This window comes from Oceanimonas pelagia, from assembly GCF_030849025.1.
GTDB classification, from domain to species: Bacteria; Pseudomonadota; Gammaproteobacteria; order Enterobacterales; family Aeromonadaceae; genus Oceanimonas; species Oceanimonas pelagia.
In genome coordinates this window covers 1215905-1234537 of sequence record NZ_CP118224.1, presented here as the reverse complement: position 1 = coordinate 1234537, position 18633 = coordinate 1215905, and the positions used below count along the sequence as shown (strand labels likewise).

Below are 18633 nucleotides of genomic sequence, written 5' to 3'. Positions count from 1 at the left end.
TAGAATTGTGTTTATTTTCAGCTTTTAACCGGCACCTGCTGCTGGCTGGTGCCCTTGATGAGATCGATGGTGGAAGCCCGTGGCCGCACCGTCCGGGGGGCCGGCTCGGGCTCGGCGACGGCCTGCGGCTCACTGGCCACGGCGGCCACGGTTTCAAGCTGCAAATCCTGCTCGTCGTTGGGGTTGCGCAGCGCCAGCTGAATACGGCCATTGGAGCTGGCGTTCACCAGCCGTTCGGCTTGCTCGGGATCCACCTCCAGGGTAACGGCGCGCACCAGCTTGGGACGGTTTTCGTCAGTATGCTGGGTTTGATCCACCGCCAGCACCTTGAGGTTTTTCAGCACGGTGCGGGTCATGCTGCCTTCGGTAAACAGAATATCGACCCGGTTGCCGGGGAGCAGAAACCCGGCCACGCCGATCACGTCGTTTACCCGCACGGTTACCGCCCTCATGCCGGGCTCCAGCAGCACGGACAGGGTGCTGCCCTCGCCCACCGGCGCCAGCCGCTCGCTGCGCAGCACGTCACCCCGGTAGAGGTTGTTCTTGGCCACCATGTTCTGGGCTGCCTCAAGGCTGGTAAGGGCGCCGGGCGGCACCAGGCGGGTGTCGATGTCTTTCAGTTGCACGTGAATGGGCTCAATGGGGGCGCCGGGCACCAGGTCGACCGCCGCCACCACCACTTGGGTGGTGTCGCCCTCGGCCTTGGCCCGGGCGGCTTCGCTTTGCTGATTGAGCCAGTTGTTGGCCATGATGGCGGCCGCGACACCAAAGCCCACGGAGAGAACAAACAATAACAGAGTGCGTGTTTTCATAACCTGATCCTTGGTTTAAACGTTGCTCCACATCGGGAGTATAGTCAGTGCACGCAATACATGTGCCAGGCTTTGGTTAAAACTTCTTCATTCAACGGCTCGTTGGCCTGACCATTGAAATGCATAATGTCGCGGGCGATGCCCAGAATATCCCGCGGATAGCAGGCGATCAGCGGTTTGTTGCTGCCCTGGTGCAGTTTTTTCACCATAAAGTGGAATAATGCATCGGTGGCGGACAGCCGGTATTTTTCCAGGTTCATGTTCCAGACTTTTCGGTAAAGTTCTTCCGGCATGGCCTGCAATTGCAGCTTGTAGCCCAGGCGGCGTAAAAACGCCTCGTCGGCAATGGACTCCGGATCCAGGTTGGTGGAAAACACCAGTATCTGTTCAAAGGGAATATCAAAATGCAGGCCATTGGGAAGGGAAAGAAAATCCCGCTTTTCCTCCATGGGCACAATCCAGCGATTGAAGAGTTCATCGGCGGAAAAACCCTGGCGACCCAGATCGTCAATTAAAAATACGCCATTATTGGCTTTCATTTGCAAGGGCGCGCTGTATTGGCGGGATTGCCGGTCAAAATGCACCTCCAGCATATCAAGCTTGAGTTCGCCGCCCACCATCACCAGCGGCCGCCGGCAGGCAATGTAGCGGGCGTCATGTTCGGGTTCGTCGTGCTCGGTTCGCCAGTGATAAAGGGGATCGAACACCGGAATAATGGTGTTCTGAATGGCAATGGCATGAGGCACATAAATATGCTCGTCAAATACCTTGTTAAAACGGTGGCACAAAAAACTTTTGCCGGTGCCGGCATGGCCGTAAATCAGCAGGGGCCGGCGCGAATTAAGGGCCGGGCCCAGCACGTTGACCAGCTCGGGGCTGATCACCATGTCGGCAAGCGCGGCTTCAAGCCGCTCCCGGCGAATGCTGCGCTCCCCCAGAGACTGGGCCAGCACCAGGCGATTGTAGTCGGCCAGGGGGATGGGCGCCGGGCCTATGTAGCCGTCGCGCTCGTTCAGCACCTGGGCTTCGTACTGCCCTTTTTGAGTAAGGGCAAAGCGAATGGGCTCGTCCATACGGCCCGAGGCGCGCACCTCCACCATTTGCAGGGTTTTCAGCTCCTGCAGCAGGGGCTCGACAATGCTGCCGCGCAGGCACAGGCGCTCGGCCAGTGCGGGCAAAGACAGCGACGCCTCTTCCTGCAGGTGGCGCAGGCAGAGGCGAAACAGTAATTCCTTGGAGAGGCCGGTATCGGCCAGGGTTTTGGGTTTGGGCAGGTACATCCTTGTTACCTCCTTTTAAGCCGGCAGCTGCAAGCTAGCGGCCGACCAGTATGTCAGGACACCAGGGTAAAAAGTTGCAGCTCGTTCAGTACCACCGCCAGCGCCGCGCCCAGGGCCAGGGCCGGACCGTAGGGCACCTTCAGGCCGGCCACTTCATTCTCTGCCGGCGCCAGATAGCGGCGGGAGCCAAGGATAATGCCGTAACGGCTGAAGGTGGTTTTAAAGCCCTGCCAGCCCACCCGGCGCCAGGCCAGTATTAATACCAAGGGCAAACCAATCATCAGGCCATAGAGCAGGGCTTCGAGAAATACCTGCCAGCCTACAAAGGTGGCAATGGCCATGCCGAGCTTGACGTCACCACCGGCAAGAATACGCAATACAAAAAACGGAAACAGAATAATAAAGGAATAAACCAGACCGGTCAGGGCAAAGGCCGGGCCTTCACCAACAAAGGCATGAAAGGCCAACGCCAGGGGAATAAAACTCAGCGTCAGCCAGTTGGGAATCTTTTGGCGGGCCAGATCCATCCAGCACGCCGCCATCAAAAATAGTATTAATGGTAGCTGTTCCATATACCCACCATTAAAAATGGCGGCACTGGCCGCCTTTTTAGATATCAACAATTTTTCGTAGCAGCGGAAGCTGCATCAGATTTACCAACACTTCCACAAAGGTCTGTAATTACCAAATCAACCCTTTCCCCCAATCCCACAAAAGCAGTAACCACACCCGCAGCTACCAACCCACCCGCAATCGCATATTCAACCACGGTCAGACCATCTTCATCATTCACCAGACGCAACAGTTCTTTGGCAATAAACATAAGAAAACCCTCTTTCCTTGCTTGTGTTTTCAGGTCCCTGTTTTACAGAAAACCTTCCTGGTTAAAACTTGCTTTGGCTCTGAGTCACTCAGAGTGCTTTGCTTTCAATCCGGCACCGCCTGTGCCTGTTTGCTTCATATAGTCTCGCGGCCTCCCTTTCGCTTGATTATATGATCCGGTACTTTTCTCTTCTCTTAAGTGCCGGGCCTTAAGCATTGTGCTTGTTATTATTTATAGCTCAGTTCCACGAGCCGCAAGGCAGTTTATTAATGCAAGTTTCCGAAAGTTCACCGCCCGCTCCCGCTCTATTGTTCATGTTTTTCGTTTGGTTCCCATTCAAGGATTCGTTCGAATTCCAATGGTGTTGCTATGCGTCGTTGGCGGCCCGGTTTTTGCCATAAATATCCCCGGCAAACACCAGGCTGCCGCCCTCGCTCCAGGTGGTGAAATACACCATGTAGACCGGCAGCCGCTGTGACGGCGGCAGCACCTGGGTACGCTCGTGCCCGGGTACCTGCCAGCCCAGCCCGCTGGCAAGTGCCGCCGGCTCGGCCAGGCGCACGCAGCCGTGGCTGAGCGCCCGCCGGTCCCGGCCGAACAGGGATTTATGGGGGGTGTCGTGCAAATACACGCTGTGGCGGTTACGCATTTCAAACTTGAGCCGCCCAAGGGCATTGTGAGGGCCAGGCTCTTGCACCAGGCGCAGACCGGGGGGCGGAGCCTGCCAGTTGATGCTGGATGGCAACACGGGCGCACTTTCTCCGGGCAGCCAGGCAATAAAGCCGTTGCGATCCAGATAGCCGGCGTCGCGCCGCTGAGCCGGCAACAGGTCTTCCCGCATTATATTGGCGGTGGGGGTCCAGTCCGGGTTCACCTTGAGGGCGTCTATGTGGGTGGCCAGCTCGGGGGTGGGCCAGTCGGGCCGGCCCACTATTACCTTCATGGCCAGTTGGGGCCGACCGTCCCGTACCAGGGTGAGCCGGTAGGAAGGAATGTTGATCAATACATAGTCACGGGTGGCCGGGGGCAGCCGCAGCCAGCGGTGCAGGTTGATTTTTATTTCGGCGCGCAGTTCGGCGGGCGGACGGTTAATCAGTGCACGGGTGGCCTGATTCAGCCCTCCCGTCACCTCCAGGCCCCCGGCCCGCTGCAGGGTGGAAAGAGTTTCACTTAACGGCGGGTCCAGTACATCGGCCCGGCCGACCGGCACCGGCACTTGCCGGCCGAGCTCCGCCAGCCGTTGGCGCAGCACCGGAATGATCGCGTCCCGCTCGCCGGGGCGTACGTTCGGCCCCGAAGGCAGTGTGGTGTAATGGGTGACATCGGCCAGGCGCTGGTAATGACGCTGCAGTTCGCGGTAACCGTGGTAATCGGGGGCCTGGCCGGCCATGTAGGTAGTGAGCTCCTGCTGGCGAATGGCCTGGTCAAAGCCCTCGGTGCGCCAGTGGGCCGGCAGGGTGTATTGGGCGAAGCGTTCTCTTTCCTGCAACACGGCACGCCATTCCCGGGTTAGCCAGTCGTCCCGTTCGGCCGGACTCATGGCGGCAAACGCAGGCTCATCGGGCAGCAACAGTTGTTGCAACTGCTGCCCGGCCGGATTCAGCGTGTTGCCGTGATGCCACAACAGCTGCGCCCATGCCGGGCCACTCAGCAGCAGGGCCACGGTTATCAACAGCCTGAGCAGTATGTTTATCATCGCATCCCCTCCCTGGGTTGTTGCCACAAGTATGGTCAACTTCTCGCCCTAGGCGGGATAAAAGTAAAACAACAGCAGGGTAAACAGGGCGGCGGCGGCCAGCATCACCAGATACACCTTGAGATACTGGCTGTGGCGCCGGCCCTTGAGGTGCACCAGGGTAAAGGTGGTCACCGCCAGCCCCAGGGCGCCCCAGATGCCCAGGTGAAACCACAGCGTCGGCAGGGTAAGCCAGCCGGTGCGCACTTCCACCTCCAGGTAGCGCAGATAGCCGTAGTGCTGCTCGGGCCGGCCGTAGTGAAACAGGATCAGCAGCAGTATGTAGAGTGTCCAGCCGCCGCCGGTGAGGGCCGCAAGCCAGGCGCCGAGCCAGTCTTTGCGTTGCTTCGCCATAGCCCCTCCCATCTTTTGCTTGAGTCCTGACCCCACACGGGTAACATTAGCTCCCTTATGTATAGTGTATCGGCCAGGGGCCGGTTTAGTTCAAAGCTGGAGAGCGATTTACATGACCCACGCATCCGTAACTGATGTGCTGGCAGGCAAATATGCCGTTGGCACCCCCCTTACCGTTAAGGGGTGGATTCGCACTCGCCGTGACTCCAAGGCGGGAATTTCGTTTTTGGCCATTCACGATGGCAGCTGCTTCAATCCGGTGCAGGCCGTGGTGCCCAATAACGTGGCGAATTATCAGTCTGAAGTGGTGCGTCTGACTACCGGCTGCTCGGTGGAAGTCACCGGCACAGTGGTGGAGTCGCAGGGCCAGGGCCAGGACTTCGAGCTGCAGGCCACCGAGGTCAAGGTGGTGGGCTGGGTAGACGATCCCGACACCTACCCCATGGCCGCCAAGCGCCACTCCATTGAATATCTGCGGGAATACGCCCACCTGCGCCCGCGCACCAACCTGATTGGCGCCGTGGCCCGGGTGCGCAACTGCCTGTCGCAGGCGCTGCACCGCTTCTTTCATGAAAACGGTTACATGTGGGTGGCCACTCCCATCGTGACCGCGTCCGACTGCGAAGGCGCCGGGGAAATGTTCCGGGTATCCACCCTGGATCTGCACAACCTGCCGCGCACCGACAAGGGCGACATCGACTTTGGCGAAGACTTCTTTGGCAAGGAAGCGTTTCTTACCGTGTCCGGCCAGCTCAACGCCGAGACCTACGCCTGCGCCCTGAGCAAGGTGTATACCTTTGGCCCCACCTTCCGCGCCGAAAACTCCAACACCAGCCGCCACCTGGCCGAGTTCTGGATGGTGGAGCCGGAGGTGGCCTTTGCCGATCTGGATGATGCCGCCAAACTGGCCGAAGACATGCTGAAATACGTGTTCCGCGCTGTGCTGGAAGAGCGCATGGACGACATGACCTTCTTCGCCCAGCGTGTGGATAAAGACGCCATTACCCGGCTGCAGAGCTTTGTGGAAAAGGACTTCGCCCAGGTGGACTACACCGATGCGGTGGAGATCCTTAAAAAATCCGGCAGGAAGTTCGAGTTCCCGGTGGAATGGGGCGTGGATTTGTCTTCCGAACACGAGCGCTACCTGGCCGAAGAACACTTCAAGGCGCCGGTGGTGGTGAAGAACTACCCGAAAGACATCAAGGCCTTCTACATGAAGCTGAACCCGGACGGCAAAACCGTGGCGGCCATGGATGTGCTGGCTCCCGGCATTGGCGAGATCATCGGTGGCTCCCAGCGGGAAGAGGTGCTGGAAGTACTGGACGCCCGCCTGGAAGAAATGGGCCTGAACAAGGAAGACTACGGCTGGTACCGGGATCTGCGCCGCTACGGCACCGTGCCTCATGCCGGCTTTGGTCTGGGCTTTGAACGCCTGGTGGCCTACGTCACCGGCATGGGCAACGTGCGGGATGTGATCCCCTTCCCCCGCACCCCGCGCAACGCCGAGTTCTGATTATTCGCGAAAAATGAAAGCAAAAAGCCCCGGTTCCGGGGCTTTTTTGTATTTAATGGCGACTGGCGTCAATGCTGCACCGCGCGCTCACACGCCAAAGGCAAACTTCAGCGCAAACAGCACCGCCAGCGCCCAGACCACCGGGCTCACTTCACTGGCGCGGCCGGACAGCACCTTGACGCCCACAAAGCTGATAAAGCCAAAGGCAATGCCGTGGGCGATGGAGAAGGTAAAGGGCATCATCACCAGTACCACCACGGCGGGCACGGCTTCGGTGAGGTCGTCCCAGTGCAGGTGGGCCAGCTGAGCCAGCATCAGCACCGCCACATACACCAGGGCACCGGCGGTGGCGTAGGCCGGCACCATGCCCGCCAGCGGCGAAAACAGAATGGCGGCAATAAACAGCAGGCCGGTCACCACGGCGGTGAGGCCGCTGCGTCCGCCCACGGCCACGCCGGCGGTGCTTTCCACATAGGAGGTGGTGGTGGAGGTGCCCAGCACCGAGCCGGCAATGGAAGCGGTGCTGTCGGCCAGCAGGGCGCGGCCCAGGCGCGGCAGCCGGCCCTGCTCGTCCAGCAGTTTGGCCCGCTGGGCCACGGCGATCAGGGTGCCGGAAGTATCGAACAGGTCCACAAACAGAAAGGCGAAGATCACCGACAGCATGCCCACGTTAAAGGCACCGGCAATGTCCAGCTGCATAAAGGTGGGCATGATGGAAGGCGGGGCAGACACTATGCCCTGATATTCCACATCGCCAAAAGCCAGGCCAAGGCCGGTGATCGCCAGAATGCCGATCATCACCGCACCGCGCATGCCCCGGGCCGCCATGCCGATGATCAGGAAAAAGCCCAGCACCGCCAGGCCCGCCTGCAGGCCGGTAATGTCGCCCAGCCCCACCAGGGTGGCCGGGTTATCCACGATAATGCCGGCGCTTTTCAGCCCCACCAGTGCCAGAAACAGACCGATGCCGGCGGCAATGCCGAGCTTGAGCGGCTGAGGAATGGCGTTGATGATCCACTCCCGCACCTTGAACAGGCTGAGCAGCACAAAGATACAGCCGGAGAAGAACACGGCGCCCAGGGCGCTTTGCCAGCTGTAGCCTTCGGTAAGCACCACGGTATAGGTGAAAAAGGCGTTCAGGCCCATGCCCGGCGCCAGGGCAATGGGGTAGTTGGCCGCCAGCCCCATGATAAAGCAGCCCAATGCCGCCGCCAGACAGGTGGCCACAAACACGGCGCCATAATCCATGCCCGCCTCCGACAAAATCGCCGGATTGACGAAGATGATGTAGGCCATGGTAAGAAAGGTGGTAATGCCCGCCACCACCTCCTGGCGGACGTTGGTGTTGAGCTCTTTGAGCTTAAAATATTGTTCAAGCATGGGGGGTAACTCTGAAATGATGATTTAAACCGGAATTATCGGCTCAATCGGCACTTTTGGCAACGCGGTGCCGGCGCATTTGACCAGGAAGGCAGCATTTTTGGAAACATGCCGGGCCTGGCCCGGCATGTTTTTAGTGCAGCCATGGTGCATTCTGCTCTGAATGCCGGCTCAAAGGCCGGAATGACTTCGGAAAACTCCTCACGTCATTATATCGCTGCCAGCAGGCCAACGCCGGCCACGGCAAAACCGAACACTCGCAGCAGGGTTTGATGCAGATGGCGGGCGGCAAGCCAGCCGGCGGCATGCAACAAACCGGTGGCCAGCACAAACCCCGCCATAAAGATCAGAGCCGAGCCGGACGCCGGCGTCTCCAGGCCATGGGCATTGCCATGGAACAAACCAAACAGGGCGCACAACAGCAGCAGGCCGCGGCCCGCACCGGCCACATTGGCGGCCAGCAGGCCACCCAGCACCACCATGGACACCAGGATCACCGGCTCCACCGCCGGCAATCCCATGCCCGCCATGCCCAGGATCGCCCCCGCTACCATGGCCGCCACAAAGGTCAGGGGCAGGCGCCAGCCCGCCCGGTTGCCGCCGGCCATGGCCAGCATGCCCACGGCCAGCATGGCCAACAGGTGATCCCCTCCCATCATGGGGTGCAGCAAACCGGCGGCAAGGCCGGCCTCGCCGTGGCCGGGGTGGGCAAAAGCGGCGGCCGGCATCAGGGCGGCCAGGGTAATCAGGGCTTTTTTCATGCTTGTTCTCCGTGAATGGCAAAATCGGCGGGCAGCGGGCGCAGCATGCCTTGGCGCTCTATAAAGAGAATGATTTCGAGCAGGCCGTCGCCGCGCATCAGGTTGGTAAATACAAAGGGCCGCTCGCCGCGCATGCGTCTGGCATCCCTGTCCATCACCTCCAGCGAGGCGTTCACCATGGGCGCCAGATCGGTCTTGTTGATGATCAGCAAATCCGACTTGGTAATGCCGGGGCCGCCCTTGCGGGGGATCTTGTCGCCGGCGCACACGTCGATGACATAGAGGGTGAGATCCGACAGCTCGGGGCTGAAGGTGGCGGACAGGTTGTCGCCGCCGCTTTCCACCAGCACCAGCTCCAGGCCGGGGTGACGCTGTTGCAGGGTGTCGATGGCCGCCAGGTTCATGGAGGCGTCTTCCCGAATGGCGGTATGGGGGCAGCCGCCGGTTTCCACCCCCAGAATGCGGTCTTCTTCCAGCGCCTGGTGGCGCAGCAGAAACTCGGCGTCTTCCCTGGTGTAAATGTCGTTGGTGACCACCGCCAGATCGTAGTGCTGGCGCAGGGCCGCGCACAGCTGGCGCAGCAGCGCCGTTTTGCCCGAGCCCACCGGCCCCCCCACGCCAACGCGCAAACAGTGTGTACTCATATTTTCAGCTCCGGAACAATCGTGAATATTGGGTTTCATGCAGGGCGCTGGCCTGCACCTGACCGGGCAGGCCCAGCCCCAGCCGGTTATCGTCAAGGGATTCGGCCAGCACCAGCGCCTCGCTTAACGCCGGCTTCAGCGCCAGCAGCAGCCGCTGCGCCGCGGTCTGCCCCAATGGCAGAGTCTTGCTGGCTACCGCCAGCTGGTTTTCCAGCCAGCTCCAGGCAAAGCCCAGAGCGGCGGTGCGGGCACTCAGCCCCCACTGCCGGGCCGCCAGTGCCCAGACGCACATCAGGGCCGGCGACGCGGGCAGCATGGCCACATTTACCCCCTGCCCTTTCAGCAGCCGCACCAGCGCCAGGGCCTGCTGCTCGTCTTCAAACAACAACTCCCGGGTTTCGCGGCTGGCGCGAATAAAATCGCTCCAGCAGGCCACCGCCTCGTACTGGCCAGCCGCCAGCGCGCCATACGCACGCAGCAGCACCGGCAGATCAAGGTGGGCCAGCCCCTGCAGGGTGACGGTGAGCCAGTCCCTGAGCTCGGCTTCATGGGTTACCCAGCCCAGCTCAATGGCCGACTCCAGCCCGGCGGACCAGGCAAAGCCGCCAATGGGCAAGGCCGGGCTGGCCAGGTGCAGCAGCCCCAGCAGCTCGCCGTCAGTGATCATGATGATGGTGGCCGCCCAGGCCGTGATAAGCGCCGGACTCGGGATTAAAAGGGGCCTGCTCACGCTCCAGCCGCAGGCCCAGATGCTCGGCCAGGTGCTCGAGCACATGATCCGGCGCAAAACGCAGCCAGCGCTCGCCTATCTCCAGTGTGACGTGACGGTTGCCCAGGTGATAGCAGGCCCGGGCAAAGGCAGGCCAGTCGGGGGCATGGGCGGTGACCACCGGCTCGGCCCCGGCGCGTACCTCAAACACCCGGCCACTTTCGCTTACCAGCTTGTCGCCGGCCCTCAGCACCCGGCCCCGCTCCAGAAACAGGCCCAGCTCGGTGCCGCCGTCACTGACGGCGCGCAGCCGTCCTTTCTGGCGCAACTCAAAGGGCAGGGTCAGGGTGTCGTCGGCAGGCCGGGTACTTTGCCCCTCGTTGTGGGTAATGTTCAGCATGATGGTTCCTTGTTAAAACAGCGAATACAGCTGGGCCAGAGGCAATACCGTGGCGGGCTCGCAGGTAAGCAGCTCGCCGTCGCAGTACACCTCGTAGGTCTGGGCGTCCACCTGAATGTTGGGCGTGGCGCCGTTGTGGATCATGTCGGCCTTGGTAATGGTGCGGGTATGCTCGCAGGCCACCAGCCGACGCTTGAGGCTCAACCGGCCAGGCAGATCGTGGGCCAGCGCCGCACGGCTGACAAAGGTCAGGCTGCTGGCGGCGGCCGCATTGCCAAAGGCACCGAACATGGGGCGGTAGTGCACCGGCTGGGGCGTGGGAATGGAGCCGTTCACGTCGCCCATGGGCGCATACGCAATGGTGCCGCCCTTGAGGATCAGGGCCGGTTTGATGCCGAAAAAGGCCGGGCTCCACAACACCAGATCCGCCAGCTTGCCGGTTTCCACCGAACCCACCTCGTGGCCCACGCCATGGGCAATGGCCGGGTTGATGGTGTATTTGGCGATATAGCGCTTTACCCGGAAGTTGTCGGCACCGGCAATGGGCTCTTCCGGCAGCGGGCCGCGCTGCACCTTCATTTTGTGGGCGGTCTGCCAGGTGCGGCACACCACCTCCCCCACCCGGCCCATGGCCTGGCTGTCGGACGACATCATCGAAATCACCCCCAGATCCTGCAGAATGTCTTCGGCGGCGATGGTTTCCTTGCGAATGCGCGAGTCGGCAAAGGCCACGTCTTCGGGAATATCCGGATCCAGGTGGTGACACACCATCAGCATGTCGAGGTGCTCGTCCACGGTATTGACCGTGTAGGGACGGGTCGGGTTGGTGGACGACGGCAGCACATTGGGCAGGCTGCAGGCGGTGAGAATGTCGGGAGCATGGCCGCCGCCGGCCCCTTCGGTATGAAAGGTGTGAATGGTGCGCCCTTTAAAAGCCCCAAGCGTATCTTCCACAAAACCCGACTCGTTGAGGGTGTCGGAATGAATGGCGATCTGCACGTCGTATTCTTCCGCCACCGACAGACAACAGTCGATGGCCGCCGGGGTGGCACCCCAGTCTTCGTGGATCTTGAGTCCCATGGCACCGGCTTCCAGCTGCTCGCGCAGGGCGTCGGGCTCACTGGCACAGCCCTTGCCGAGAAAGCCGAAGTTCATCGGCAGGCCGTCGGTGGCCTGCAGCATGCGGGCAATGTGCCAGGCTCCCGGGGTACAGGTGGTGGCCTTGGAGCCGGTAGCCGGACCGGTGCCGCCGCCGATCATGGTGGTCATGCCCGAGCACAGGGCCTCGTCCACCTGCTGGGGGCAGATGTAGTGAATATGGGTATCCACCCCGCCGGCGGTAAGAATATGGCCTTCACCGGCAATCACCTCGGTACCCGGCCCCACATTAATGGTAACGCCGTCCTGAATGTCCGGGTTGCCGGCCTTGCCGATGGCGTGAATGCGGCCGTCCTTCAGCGCCACGTCGGCCTTGACGATGCCCCAGTGATCCACAATCAGGGCATTGGTGATCACGGTGTCCACGCTGTCGGCGCGCACCGCCTGACTCTGGCCCATGCCGTCGCGGATCACCTTGCCACCGCCGAACTTGACCTCTTCCCCGTAGCGGGTGAGATCCTGTTCCACGGCTATCCACAGCTCGGTGTCGGCCAGCCGCACCCGGTCGCCGGTAGTGGGGCCAAACATGTCGGCATAGGCCTGGCGGCTGATTTTGCTCATGGCTGCTCTCCTTCCAGCGGGCCCATCACGTCGCCACGAAACCCATACACATGGCGTTTGCCACCCATGGCCACCAGGGTCACGGTGCGGTGCTGGCCCGGCTCAAAGCGCACGGCGGTGCCGGCGGCAATGTCGAGGCGAAAGCCCCGGGCCCGCTCCCGCAGAAACTCCAGCGCCGGATTGACCTCGGCAAAATGGTAATGAGAGCCCACCTGAATGGGCCGGTCACCGGTATTGGCCACGGTAAGGGTGCGCCGCTCGCGTCCGGCACTCAGCTCAATGTCGCCGGCGGCCAGTTGCAGTTCTCCCGGAATCATGGTGTCTCCTTACTGAATCGGATCATGCAATGTCACCAGCTTGGTGCCGTCGGGAAAGGTGGCTTCCACCTGCACTTCCTTCACCAGTTCGGGCACGCCGTCCATCACCTGCTCCCGGCTCAGCCAAGTGCGGCCTTCGCCCATCAGCTCGGCCACGGTGCGGCCGTCGCGGGCGCCTTCCATGATCGCTGCCGACAGGTAGGCCACCGCCTCGGGGTAGTTCAGGCGCAGGCCCCGGGCCAGCCGGCGCTCGGCCAGCAAGGCGGCGGTAAACAGCAGCAGCTTGTCTTTTTCTCTCGGGCTGAGCTCCATTCGTTGTTACTCCACTTGCAAAAATTCAGGTAAACCAGATGCGGGGAAAACTGGCCTCACGCCCCAGCGCGACGGGGCGAAGCTGTTCCCAGGCCGCCCACATGCCGGTGCGGCAGTCGTTCATGTCGTTACCCAGGTAGCGCACCAGCAGCACGCCCAGGCGCTCGGTCACGGCAAAGCCGGCCGGCAGCGTCTCACGCAGGCCGGCAATCAGCTCATCGGTCAGCCCGGGACCCGCCGCCAGCAGGGTGCCGAACACGCAGCCGCCGTTGAGGCCGGCCCGGCCCCGGTGCAGCGCATCCCCGGCTGTGAGCTGCAAGCGTTCGTTAAACAACAGACGCCCGCCCCGCCACAGTTGCAGCCGCTGGGTAAGGCTGCCGTCGTCAAACCAGTGCTCGCCGGCGGGCCGGCCCAGGCACACCAGCTCCCAGCCGATAAAGCGGGCGTCTTCGGCCAGCTCTATATGCAGATCCAGGGCGGCCCTGGCGCCACGGTAGACAATGGTTTCCTGAGGCAGCCATTCACATTCGGCGTTTTCATCCAGTTGCAGGCGCACCTGCTGGCCCTGGGCCACGCCGGCGCTGTCGCGCCGGTAGACCTTGCCCGCCGACGGGGTGGTGAGCAGGCTTTGGCTGCCCGAACCGGCCTGCACCTCTATGCGCAGGCTATCTCCCGATACCAGACCGCCGGGCGGGTGCAGCAGGTAGAGATGGCAAGGCGTTCCTTCCGGATAAAACGGACGTTGAATGCGCAGCGGGCCGCTGAAGGCCATTCGCTTTACCTGGGTTCGTTCCGGTCCCTCGGCCAGTTGCAGGCTAAGGTGGGCCGGCCATTGCCGCTCAGGGCCGTAACCGTTAACGCCGTTTGCATGGCACTGGTGCATAAATTCATTTGAACCGTTGAGAATATAAGTAGTACTGCATTAACCGGGCCAAAATAAAAAAATTGTTTTTAAACAAATGATTAAATAAAAGCGTTCATACCCTGACCACCTAAATTTAATTTCAATTGAATCCAATTCACCAAGCTGGCACAGCGAGCCGGGCTCGAGCCCCAAATTGGTGCAGCCACCTGAGTAAAAAATAGCAGCCGGAGCTGTTCACGCCTTGACCGGTGCGTGTTGGCGGCCATGGTGGCCTTGACCGGGATCAACGTTCCTTTACAGAAAGTAACTAAACTTGAAATCAGGCTTCGGCGGCGGTTGCAGCCTTTCCAGGACGGCCCCGCGCATAACAAGGTACCCACCATGAACAACAAGTCCTACGACAGTGCACCCGGCAAGGGGCGGGAGTGGCTGTCGCTGCTCTTTATGACCCTGGTGCTTTTTCCCCTGCTCAGCATTATCTGTGTCGGCGGTTACGGCTTTGCGGTGTGGATGCTGCAACTGGTGTTCGGCCCCCCCGGACACGGTTGACCCGCCCTACTGAATTCAATCTTGTGAAGCGAGCAGCACCATGAAAAATCTTATTTGCAAACTCTGGAAAACGCTGAAGCGTCCGCCGGTGCACCTCAGTCTGGGGGCCGTGATCCTGGTGAGCTTTGTGGCCGGCATCGTGTTCTGGGGCGGTTTCAATACCGCCCTGGAAGCCACCAATACCGAAGAATTCTGCATCAGCTGTCACGAAATGCAGAACAACCCCTATCAGGAGCTGCAGGGCACGGTGCACTGGTCCAACCGCTCGGGGGTGCGCGCCACCTGCCCCGACTGCCATGTGCCCCACGACTGGACCGACAAGATCGCCCGCAAGATGCAGGCCAGCAAGGAAGTGTGGGGCAAGATCTTCGGCACCATCGACACCCGTGAAAAGTTTCTGGAAAAACGCCTGGAACTGGCCCAGCACGAATGGGCGCGGTTTTCCGCCAACGGCTCGCTGGAATGCCGCAACTGCCACGACTACAACAGCATGAACTGGGAGGTGATGTCCGACCAGGCCAAACGCTTTATGAAGCCCGCCGCCGAGCGCAACCAGAGCTGCATTGACTGTCACAAGGGCATCGCCCACCACCTGCCCGAGCAGATGACCTTCAAGGATCCGGCGCTGGATCAGCTGGAGCAGCGCGCCCAGGGGCTGAGCCCGAATGAAGGTGAAAGCTATTACACCGTCAGGGCCATCACCCTGTATCTGGACGAAGCCCGTACTCAGGCCGCCGGCGAGCTGGAGGCGGCCAGTCCGGTGCAGGTGCTGGAAGAAAGCGGCGACAGCGTCAAACTGCTGGTGCCCGCCTGGCGCAAGACCCGGGGCTTTGGCCGGGTGCTGTATGAAGACTTTGGCATGAACATCACCAGCCTGGTGCTGGAAAAGGACATGGCCCAGGACGAGGCCCTGGTGAAGGTGCTGGACGACGCCAAGGTCGACAGCATGACCGGCCTGCCCTGGGAGCCGGTGGAGGTGGCGCTGTGGGCCGAGCAGGGTGCCCTGCTGCCGGAGGCGGAAGACATCTGGAGCTACGCCCGGGATACCTACCGCACCGCCTGCAGCGTGTGCCACTCCCAGCCCGCCGAGGCGCACTTCGATGCCAACACCTGGCCGGGCATGTTCGCGGGCATGGTGGGCTTTACCAACATGGACGCCGCCACTCAGGCGCTGGTGCTCAAATACCTGCAGAAACATTCGTCCGATTTCGCCGACGGCGCGCATTAAGGAGAGAACAAGCATGGCAATTTCAAGAAGACGTTTTCTTCAGGGGCTGGCGGCGGGCTCTGCCGCGGCCCTGATTGGCCCCGGTTTGCTGGTGCGTACCGCCCGGGCGGCGGTGACCGCCGAGGGCAGCTGGAAAATGGCCGGCTCCCACTGGGGCGCGTTCAAGGCGCTGGTCAAGGGCGGTGTGGTCACCGAGGTCAGGCCCTTTGAGCTGGATCAGCACCCTACCGACATGCTCAACGGCATCAAGGGGCTGATTTACAACCCGTCGCGCATTCGCTACCCCATGGTGCGGCTCGACTGGCTGAAAAACCGTCACAACAGCGACACCACCCGGCGCGGCGACAACCGCTTTGTGCGGCTCACCTGGGACGAAGCCCTGGACCTGTTTTATGAAGAGCTGGAGCGCATACAGACCCAGTATGGTCCCTGGGCGCTGTATGCCGGTGCCACCGGCTGGCGCCAGACCGGCCAGTTTCACAGCTGTGGCAGCCACATGCAGCGGGCCGTGAACCTGCACGGCAACTTTGTCAACAAGGTGGGCGACTACTCCACCGGCGCCGGCCAGGTGATCATGCCCTATGTGCTGGGCTCCACCGAGGTCTATGATCAGGGCACCTCCTGGCCGCTGATCCTGGAAAACACCAACACCCTGGTGCTGTGGGCCAACGATCCGTTCAAGAACCTGCAGGTGGGCTGGAACTGCGAAACCCACCAGTCCTACGGCTATCTGGCACAACTGAAGGAAAAGGTCGCCAGCGGCGATATGCGGGTGATTTGCGTGGATCCGGTGCGCTCCAAGACCCAGCGCTATCTGGAATGCGAGCACCAGTACATTCATCCGCAAACCGACGTGGCCTTTATGCTGGCCCTGGCCCACACCCTGTACAGCGAAAAGCTGCACGATGAAAAATTCCTCGGCACCTACACCCTTGGCTTTGAGCCCTTTATGGACTACGTGCTGGGCAAGACCGAAGACCAGGTGGAAAAGACCCCGGAATGGGCCGCCGCCATCTGCGGCATTGAGGCCGACGCCATTCGCGACTTTGCCCGCCTGCTGGCCGCGGGCCGCACTCAGCTGATGTTTGGCTGGGCCATTCAGCGCCAGCAGCACGGCGAACAACCCTACTGGGCCGGGGCAGTGCTGGCCGCCATGCTGGGCCAGATTGGCCTGCCCGGCGGCGGCATCAGCTATGCCCACCACTACAGCTCCATCGGCGTGCCCGGCACCTCGGCCAGCGCTCCGGGCGGCTTCCCCCGCAACCTGGATCCGGGCAAGAAGCCGGTGCACGATAACGAAGACTTTCAGGGGGCCAGCCGCATTATTCCGGTGGCCCGCTGGATCGACTGCCTGCTGGAGCCGGGCGGAAAAATTCAGTACAACGGCGGCGAGGTCATCTTTCCCGACGTGAAAATGTGCGTGTTCAGCGGCTGCAATCCCTGGCATCACCACCAGGATCACAACCGCATGAAGCAGGCGTTCCGCAAGCTGGAAACCGTGGTCACCATCGATTATTCCTGGAACGCCACCTGCCGCTTCTCGGATCTGGTGCTGCCCGCCTGCACCCAGTTCGAGCGCAACGACATCGACATTTACGGCTCTTATGTGAAGCGCGGCCTGCTGGCCATGCACAAGCTGGTGGACCCGCTGTTCCATTCCCGCAGCGACTTCGACATTTTCACCGATCTGTGCCGCCGTTTTGGCCGCCACGAGGAATACACTCAAGGGAAAGACGAACGCCAGTGGCTGATGCAGCTCTACAACGAGTGCAAAGAGGCCAACAAGGACAGCTACCCCATGCCCGAATTCGACGAGTTCTGGGAAGCCGGCTATGTGGACTTTGGCGAGGGTGAAAACTGGGTGCGTCATGCCGATTTTCGCGAAGATCCGGAAGTGAACGCCGTGGGCACGCCGTCCGGCTTTATCGAGATCAGCAGCCGCAAGATCGGCAGCTACGGCTACGACGACTGCAAGTCCCACCCCATGTGGATGGAAAAGGCCGAGCGCTCCCACGGCGGACCGGGCTCCGACAAATTCCCGCTGTGGCTGCAGTCGGTACACCCGGATCAGCGCCTGCATTCCCAGTTGTGCGAGTCGGACGACTACCGCGCCACCTATACGGTGCAGGGCCGCGAGCCCATTTACATCAACCCCGAGGATGCCGCCGCCCGGGGCATTGCCGACGGCGATCTGGTGCGGGTCTTCAACGGCCGGGGCCAGTTGCTGGCCGGTGCCCGGGTGTCGGATCATTTCCCGCCCGGGGTGGTGCGCATTCACGAAGGCGCCTGGTATGGCCCGGTGGATGCCAGCATTGGCGCCCTGGATACCTATGGTGACCCCAACACCCTGACCCTGGATGTGGGCACCTCCAAACTGGCCCAGGCGCCCAGTGCCAACACCTGCCTGGTGGACATCGAAAAATTCACCGGCGAAGCGCCGGCGGTCACTTCCTTTGGCGGCCCGCAACTGGTGGAGGTGTCATGACACAGGCAACGCAGGCAGGCACCGCCCTGCCCTTTTATTCCAGCGAGCACTGGCAACGGCAGGCGCTGCTGTGCCAGTGGCTGGCCACCCTGATGAGCAAGGAGCTGGACGACGCCAGCCTGGCCGCCTACCGGGCCGGTGAGGCCGCGCCGCTGCTGGACTGGCTGAGAGAAGACGGCCTGACGGAAGAAGCCGGCGCCCTGCAGGCGGCCATCACCGGCCTCGGCCTGTTTGAGCACCCCCGGCTGGAGCTGGCGGCGGACTTCGCCACCCTGTTTTTGAGCGATGCCCGCCACGGCGCCGCGCCCTATGCCTCCTGTTATGTCACCGAGCGCGGTGGCTTTATGGCCGGGCCGGCCCGGCGCATGGCGGACCGGCTGGCGGATGCCGGCGTCACCCTGCCCGCCGACTTCAGGGAGCCGGCGGATCACCTGGCGGTGATGCTGGATTACCTTGCCGGCGGCTACCGCCAGCTCGCCGAGCTGGATGCCCCGGCACAGGCCCGGGTGCTGGCCGGCCTGGCGCAGTTTCTGGAAAAGGAGCTGTGCAACTGGCTGTCCGCCTTCAGCCAGCGCTGCCGGCAACAGGCCACCGCCAGTCCCTTCTACCCGGCACTGGCGCAGCTTGTCACCGCCTTTTGCCGGCAACGGCTGCTTGAGGCAGGTACCCACTGACCCATCTGGTTCCCACTGTTCCGTGGGAACCAGATGCTTTCCCTCATTTTCCCCCCAACAAAAAAGACCCCGC

The 18633-nt window shown here is 61.8% G+C and carries 20 protein-coding genes; 5 read left to right on the top strand and 15 right to left on the bottom strand.

Going from position 1 to position 18633, the window contains the following annotated elements; all coding sequences use genetic code 11:
* Positions 1 to 17 precede the first annotated feature (17 nt).
* The 6 genes from cpaB to PU634_RS05810 all read right to left on the bottom strand — a co-directional run bounded on the left by cpaB (position 18) and on the right by PU634_RS05810 (position 5004).
* A complete protein-coding gene (gene cpaB / locus PU634_RS05835) occupies positions 18 to 812 on the bottom strand; it encodes a Flp pilus assembly protein CpaB (protein ID WP_306763125.1) in 795 nt (264 codons plus the stop codon).
* Between the two features lie 44 nt (positions 813 to 856).
* Positions 857 to 2092 (bottom strand): DUF8689 domain-containing protein, encoded by a 1236-nt coding sequence (locus PU634_RS05830; RefSeq protein WP_306763124.1) that lies wholly within the window; start codon positions 2090 to 2092, stop codon positions 857 to 859.
* Between the two features lie 53 nt (positions 2093 to 2145).
* Positions 2146 to 2664 (bottom strand): A24 family peptidase, encoded by a 519-nt coding sequence (locus PU634_RS05825; RefSeq protein ID WP_306763123.1) that lies wholly within the window; start codon positions 2662 to 2664, stop codon positions 2146 to 2148.
* Positions 2665 to 2708: 44 nt separating this feature from the next.
* Positions 2709 to 2915 carry a Flp family type IVb pilin gene (locus PU634_RS05820; RefSeq protein WP_306763122.1) on the bottom strand — a complete coding sequence of 69 codons (207 nt, stop codon included), beginning with the start codon at positions 2913 to 2915 and terminating at the stop codon, positions 2709 to 2711.
* A gap of 367 nt (positions 2916 to 3282) precedes the next feature.
* On the bottom strand, positions 3283 to 4611 hold the full coding sequence (locus PU634_RS05815) for a L,D-transpeptidase family protein (protein WP_306763121.1): 1329 nt from the start codon (positions 4609 to 4611) through the stop codon (positions 3283 to 3285).
* A gap of 48 nt (positions 4612 to 4659) precedes the next feature.
* Positions 4660 to 5004: a hypothetical protein gene (locus tag PU634_RS05810; RefSeq protein WP_306763120.1), complete on the bottom strand. Its 345-nt coding sequence runs from the start codon at positions 5002 to 5004 to the stop codon at positions 4660 to 4662.
* A 112-nt stretch (positions 5005 to 5116) separates the two neighbouring features.
* On the opposite strand from PU634_RS05810, the gene asnS reads away from it, so the two are divergent.
* Positions 5117 to 6517 carry an asparagine--tRNA ligase gene (asnS, locus tag PU634_RS05805; RefSeq protein WP_306763119.1) on the top strand — a complete coding sequence of 467 codons (1401 nt, stop codon included), beginning with the start codon at positions 5117 to 5119 and terminating at the stop codon, positions 6515 to 6517.
* Between the two features lie 87 nt (positions 6518 to 6604).
* Here asnS and PU634_RS05800 read toward each other — a convergent pair whose 3' ends face one another.
* The 9 genes from PU634_RS05800 to PU634_RS05760 form a co-directional block, all read right to left on the bottom strand.
* On the bottom strand, positions 6605 to 7897 hold the full coding sequence (locus PU634_RS05800; RefSeq protein WP_306763118.1) for an NCS2 family permease: 1293 nt from the start codon (positions 7895 to 7897) through the stop codon (positions 6605 to 6607).
* A gap of 209 nt (positions 7898 to 8106) precedes the next feature.
* Positions 8107 to 8658: a HupE/UreJ family protein gene (locus PU634_RS05795; protein WP_306763117.1), complete on the bottom strand. Its 552-nt coding sequence runs from the start codon at positions 8656 to 8658 to the stop codon at positions 8107 to 8109.
* Positions 8655 to 9302 (bottom strand): urease accessory protein UreG, encoded by a 648-nt coding sequence (ureG, locus tag PU634_RS05790; protein WP_306763116.1) that lies wholly within the window; start codon positions 9300 to 9302, stop codon positions 8655 to 8657. Before ureG ends, PU634_RS05795 begins: the two co-directional genes overlap by 4 nt.
* A gap of 4 nt (positions 9303 to 9306) precedes the next feature.
* A complete protein-coding gene (locus PU634_RS05785) occupies positions 9307 to 9969 on the bottom strand; it encodes an urease accessory protein UreF (RefSeq protein ID WP_306763115.1) in 663 nt (220 codons plus the stop codon).
* Entirely contained in the window at positions 9959 to 10411 is a 453-nt protein-coding gene (gene ureE, locus PU634_RS05780; RefSeq protein WP_306763114.1) for an urease accessory protein UreE, read from the bottom strand. The genes PU634_RS05785 and ureE overlap by 11 nt, the downstream gene beginning before the upstream one ends.
* Positions 10412 to 10423: 12 nt before the next feature.
* A complete protein-coding gene (gene ureC / locus PU634_RS05775; RefSeq protein WP_306763113.1) occupies positions 10424 to 12130 on the bottom strand; it encodes an urease subunit alpha in 1707 nt (568 codons plus the stop codon).
* A complete protein-coding gene (locus tag PU634_RS05770) occupies positions 12127 to 12447 on the bottom strand; it encodes an urease subunit beta (protein ID WP_306763112.1) in 321 nt (106 codons plus the stop codon). The genes ureC and PU634_RS05770 overlap by 4 nt, the downstream gene beginning before the upstream one ends.
* A 9-nt stretch (positions 12448 to 12456) precedes the next feature.
* Complete coding sequence (locus tag PU634_RS05765; RefSeq protein WP_306763111.1) at positions 12457 to 12759, bottom strand: urease subunit gamma; 303 nt, start codon at positions 12757 to 12759, stop codon at positions 12457 to 12459.
* A 25-nt stretch (positions 12760 to 12784) separates the two neighbouring features.
* Complete coding sequence (locus tag PU634_RS05760) at positions 12785 to 13642, bottom strand: urease accessory protein UreD (RefSeq protein WP_503366775.1); 858 nt, start codon at positions 13640 to 13642, stop codon at positions 12785 to 12787.
* A 363-nt stretch (positions 13643 to 14005) separates the two neighbouring features.
* On the opposite strand from PU634_RS05760, the gene PU634_RS05755 reads away from it, so the two are divergent.
* The 4 genes from PU634_RS05755 to torD are packed head-to-tail and all read left to right on the top strand — an operon-like array spanning position 14006 to position 18560.
* Positions 14006 to 14173 carry a periplasmic nitrate reductase, NapE protein gene (locus PU634_RS05755; protein ID WP_306763109.1) on the top strand — a complete coding sequence of 56 codons (168 nt, stop codon included), beginning with the start codon at positions 14006 to 14008 and terminating at the stop codon, positions 14171 to 14173.
* Positions 14174 to 14213: 40 nt separating this feature from the next.
* Entirely contained in the window at positions 14214 to 15401 is a 1188-nt protein-coding gene (torC, locus tag PU634_RS05750) for a pentaheme c-type cytochrome TorC (RefSeq protein ID WP_306763108.1), read from the top strand.
* 13 nt (positions 15402 to 15414) lie between these two features.
* On the top strand, positions 15415 to 17886 hold the full coding sequence (torA, locus tag PU634_RS05745) for a trimethylamine-N-oxide reductase TorA (protein WP_306763107.1): 2472 nt from the start codon (positions 15415 to 15417) through the stop codon (positions 17884 to 17886).
* Positions 17883 to 18560: a molecular chaperone TorD gene (torD, locus tag PU634_RS05740; protein WP_306763106.1), complete on the top strand. Its 678-nt coding sequence runs from the start codon at positions 17883 to 17885 to the stop codon at positions 18558 to 18560. Before torA ends, torD begins: the two co-directional genes overlap by 4 nt.
* Positions 18561 to 18633 lie beyond the last annotated feature (73 nt).